Annotated in this window: 2 protein-coding genes; both read left to right on the forward strand. The window is 35.1% G+C overall.

The window, feature by feature from the left end; all coding sequences use genetic code 11:
* Positions 1–108 precede the first annotated feature (108 nt).
* On the forward strand, positions 109–1,122 hold the full coding sequence (locus Q0L68_RS15600) for a mannose-1-phosphate guanylyltransferase (protein ID WP_296705015.1): 1,014 nt from the start codon (positions 109–111) through the stop codon (positions 1,120–1,122).
* A 20-nt stretch (positions 1,123–1,142) separates the two neighbouring features.
* On the forward strand, positions 1,143–5,441 hold a 4,299-nt coding region (locus Q0L68_RS15605; protein WP_296705017.1), incomplete at its 3' end, for an amino acid adenylation domain-containing protein.

The raw sequence follows: 5,441 nt of genomic DNA on the forward strand, positions 1-5,441 counted from the left end.
TATAAAAAATGAATTTTGAATATTTTATACTTATCTTGCATCATCGAAAAAATAGATTTAAAAAGTCTGGATAATTTTCTCTAGGCTTTATTCATTTAAAACTTGAATATGGAAAGTGTTACTAAAATTAAGCATGTTGTTCTTTCAGGCGGAGTAGGAAGCCGGCTTTGGCCACTCTCCAGGAAAACAAAACCTAAGCAATATTTGGATTTATTTTCCGGAAAATCGCTTTTCCAGCTATGTGTGGAAAGAAATGAATTTTTAAACCCCGAATTGATCATTGTAGGCAATGAGGATAATTATATGCTTTCTCGTCATATTTTGGACAATATGGGAATAGAAAAATATTCTGAAGTAATAGAAGCTCTGCCAAAAAATACTGCCCCTGCAATTGCATTCGCGGCTCTATTGGCATGTCCAGAGGATATTCTGATGGTTACTCCATCCGATCATTTAATTGAAAACGAAGAAGAATATCAGAAATGTGTTTATAGAGCTATTGAACTGGCAAAAGAAAATAAATTGGTCACCTTTGGGATAAAACCTTCAAGAGCTGAATCAGCTTATGGATATATTGAATGTCTTGGAGAGTCTGTTATCGGGTTTCGTGAAAAACCTACAAAAGCGCTTGCAAAAGAGTTTATTTCAAAAGGTAATTTTTTATGGAATAGCGGGATGTTTTGCTTTAAAGCATCAGCTTTTTTAAATGAGTTAACTAAATTTCAACCTGAAATGATGAAATCTGTTCATATTGCTTTGGAAGGTATGAAAGAAGGTTTTTTACAAAAAGAAACAAATTCCTTAATTTCCTCAATCAGTGTCGATTATGCAGTAATGGAGAAATCTAAAAATATTGCAGTTATTCCTTCAGATATAAGATGGTCAGATATGGGATCATTTGATGCCTTGGCTGATCATCTTGCTGAAAAGAAAGAACTTAAATTAGATGAAAAAGGAAATTTCACTATTGGTTGCAATAGATTTGTTTCTTTTATTGGTGTTTCTAATGTTATTTTGGTGGAGACTCCTGATGCTATTTTAGTATTAGATAAAGAGTCGTCGCAGGATGTTAAAGGTATTTTTGAGAAATTGGATAAAGAAGATTCAGTTTTGGTTAAATAGGTTGTTAATTTTAATTTATAATGAGTAAAAACTTTTCTTTTAATTCTATTATTGACTTAGTCAAAGATTCGTGGAACAAATACTCCAAAGAAATCGCTATTGATACAGGAGTAGATAAAATGACCTTTCAAGAACTGGAAGAAAAAGTAACCTTTTTGAGTAGATCAATTTTATCTGAAGCTGCTGATCAAGAAATTATTGCTCTAACCACTACAAGGGGAGCTCAACTCATTGTTAACATATTAGCCATTTTAAATGCCGGGAAGACTTATCTACCAATTGATTCAAGTTTCCCAGAAAGTAGGATTAATCAGATTGTAGAAGATTGTGGAGTAAAGTATTACCTAAAAAGCGACCCCAAAGATGTTCTCAATCTTAATTCTATTGATTTAAATAGGAACCCCGATAGCTCCAAAATAGGGGAATTAAAATGCAACGACTTAGCTTACATTTTGTACACTTCAGGTTCAACAGGAAAGCCGAAAGGTGTCTGTGTACCTCATGAAGGTATAATTAATTTAATCCAATGGCAGCTGAACAATTCCTTTTCCAAGCCTGGGATAAAAACTCTTCAGTTCACAAGATTGACATTTGACATCTCAGTTCAGGAGATTTTCAGCACATTATGCTCTGGTGGAACTTTGCAAATAGTTGATGCAGAAATCTTAAGAGATAATAGTGCCCTCATTGGAGTTTTAAATGAACAGAAAGTTCAACGATTGTTTCTACCATTTGTAGCACTTCAAGGGATTGCGAACGAAGCAGAGAATTCCTCTATTTACCCAGAATATTTAGAGGAAGTCATGACCTGTGGTGAACAATTAAAATCAACTAGAGCAGTCAAATCACTTTTTTCTAAAGTGAAAAAAGCAAAACTTTTTAATCAATATGGGCCAACTGAATGCACATGTATCGTTACTCAATTGGAATTGTCCAATGATCCATCTAAATGGGATGATTTACCGACTATTGGAAAGGCAATAGACGGGGTCGAGAGTTTGATATTAGATAAAGAGCTTAATATAATAACCGAGACTGGAGTTGAAGGAGAAATATATTTCTCTGGTGTTTGCCTTGCTAGGGGATATCTTAATCAGCCTGAATTAACAAAAAAATCATTTTTCCCGCTTTCTTTAAAAGATGGAAGTACCAAAATGGTTTACAAAACCGGAGATTTGGGATATTACACTGAAAGCAAAGAGATTTTCTTTTTGGGGAGAATTGATGACCAGGTAAAAATCAGTGGATTCAGGGTTGAAACAGGGGAGATTGAAGCAGTGGCTACTGAGCTTTCTGGAGTTGAACAAGCAGCTATTATCGTCAATGAATTTGAGGATGGTCAAAAGTATTTGTCCCTGTTCTATGTAAGTGAGGCTAATCAAGTAAAGGAAGCAGAAATGTTGTCTTATTTAAAAGATCGGCTTCCGGTTTATATGATCCCTACCAACTGTATTAGAAAAGATAGCTTTCCAAAAACTTCAAATGGTAAGATTGATAGAAAAGGACTTTCTCAGAATTTAGTAATTGCGAATCCTTTTAAAGAGAATTATGTAAAGCCTAGAGGCAAAGCTGAATCTGATTTAGCTAATATTTGGAAAAGAATTTTGAATCTAGATCAAGTTGGAAGGGATGATCACTTTTTTGAACTAGGTGGATCTTCATTTTTAGCTCAAAGAATGGCGATTGAGATAAAAAAGACATTTGGAAAAGAATTTACAGTAACAAAAATTTATCAGTACCCTAAACTTAAAGCTCAGGCTGCCTATTTAAAGGAAAGTGAGAATAGTCTAAAAGTACTTTCCCCCAAAAAGAAAGGAATTAATGATGGAAATAGGGATGTAGCAGTTATAGCCACTGCTAGTAGATTCCCAGGTGCTAATAATAGCTATGAATTCTGGGAAATGATCAAAAATGGAAAAGAAACAATCCACTTTTTTGATATAAGTGAATTAGACCCAAGTGAACAAGTAAAGGCAAAAGAAGAGAAGAATTATATAAAAGCAAGAGGGATAATAAATGATATAAAAGATTTTGATAATGAATTTTTTGGTTTCAATCCGAAGCTAGCCTCTGCTATGGATCCTCAGCAAAGGCTTTTTTTAGAAGTAGCTTTTGAAGCTTTGGATTCAGTTGGGTACATCGCCAATACACCTGATTTTGATATAGGGGTTTTTGCAGGATGTAGCACCAATTATTATTTTTCTAGAAACCTGGTTTTTGATAGAGACTTAACAGCCTCACTTGGTAATTTGCAGATCAATTCAGTAAATGAAAAAGATTATCTCGCAACTAGGGTAGCCTATATTTTAGATTTAAAAGGTCCAGCAGTAAGTGTTAATACAGCTTGCTCCACTGCTCTTGTGGCCGTGGCTAATGCTGTAAAAAGTATCAGATCAGGTGAATGTACTGCAGCCATAGCCGGAGCTAGTTCTGTTGCATATCCTGTAAATAGCGGACATATCTATGAAGAAGGCTCAATTTTAAGTAAAGATGGGCATTGCAGGCCTTTTGATGCAGACGCATCGGGAACCTTATTTAGTGATGGAGGAGGAGCTGTCTTGTTAAAAGATTATGAACAGGCAATTCAAGACGGTGATCCAATTTTAGCAGTTATTAAAGGGATAGGGACCAATAATGATGGTGCCAATAAAAGCAGTTTTTCCGCACCAAGTGTAGAAGGACAGGCAGGAGCTATTATGATGGCCTTGCAAGATGCTGCTGTTAACCCTTCAGAAATTAGCTATGTGGAAACACATGGGACAGCTACACCAATAGGGGATCCAATTGAAATTGAAGGTTTAAAACTTGCATTTGGTGAGAAAGTAAAAAAACAGAATTGTGCAATAGGATCAGTAAAAGGAAACGTTGGTCATTTAAATGCGGCAGCTGGAATAGTTGGTTTGATTAAGACCATACACGCTCTTCACGAAAAAACTCTCCCTATTTCAATTGGATTTGAGAAACCAAACCCCTCAATTGATTTTGAAAATTCTCCTTTTTACGTTCAAAATAAAACCAAAGAATGGGCTTCTGAAGTCCCTAGAAAAGCAGGAGTTAGCTCTTTTGGTATAGGTGGGACAAACTGCCATATTATTTTGGAAGAATTTGTTTCAAAATCTTCTAAAAGTATCCCTACTTCTGAAATTGACCAAACAATTTATTTTTCAGCAAATACCGAAAACAGCCTAAAGAAGTATGCTAAAAAACTTTCTGATTTTGTTGTTCAAAATCCCAAAATGTCTCTGGGACAGTTTGGGTATAATTTAAATAAAAACAATGGGGCTTATAAACTAAGTTCATCTGTTACTTTTAAAAACCAGCAAGAACTGCTAGCGGGACTTGAAGAAATAATTTCTGGAATTAACCCAGCAGTCAAAAGAAAGGGAGAGTTTAATTTCCCGGTTTTCTTATTTCCAGGCCAAGGAGCTCAATATGTTTCTATGGGGAAAGACCTTTATGAAAAAGAACCAATATTTAAAAGAGAATTAGATCTATGTGATGATTTGTTTTCTAAATATACAGGAACATCATTGTTTGGATTGCTTTACCCAGATCAAATTTCAACTGTAGAAGAAGAAAATCTGGCTAATACCAGAAATACTCAACCTGTAATTTTTGCTGTGTCTTATTCTTTGGCAAAACTATGGGAAAGTAAAGGAATAGAACCTTCAGCTTTAATTGGTCATAGCATTGGTGAATTTGTGGCTGCTTGCATTTCGGGAGTGATGAGTTTAGAGGATGCTGTAAAAATTGTTGCTAAGCGTGGAAAACTGATCAGTGAACTTAGCCCTGGTTCTATGCTTTCGATTCGGACTTCTGCTGAAAATATTCTTCCAATTCTACCCAAAGGTATTACCATAGCTGCCGATAATGCACCAAATCTATGCGTAGCTTCGGGACCTACTGAATTAATAGAGGCTTTTGAAATTGCTCTAAAACAAAATGAAATTCCTTCAAAAATTTTACAAACTAGCCATGCATTTCATTCTGAAATGATGGATCCTGCTTTGGAAGAATTTCAAAAACTATTGACCGGTGTTCAGCTTAAGAATCCAAAAATTCCGATAATGTCTACTGTGACAGGAAACTGGATGAAAGATTCTGAAGCAACTTCTTCTGAATATTGGACTCAACATATGAGACTTCCAGTTCAGTTTAATACTGCTGTTAAAAATTTACTAAACGAACTTCCGGAAGCTGCGATGGTTGAAGTAGGGCCAGGTAAGAGTTTAGGGACATTTCTAATGCAACATGAAGGTGCTAAGAATGTAGCTTTTGTAAATAGCTTAAACAAAACAACTTCAATTTCAGAATTTGAA

The organism is Algoriphagus sp., from assembly GCF_024642405.1.
GTDB lineage: Bacteria > Bacteroidota > Bacteroidia > Cytophagales > Cyclobacteriaceae > Algoriphagus.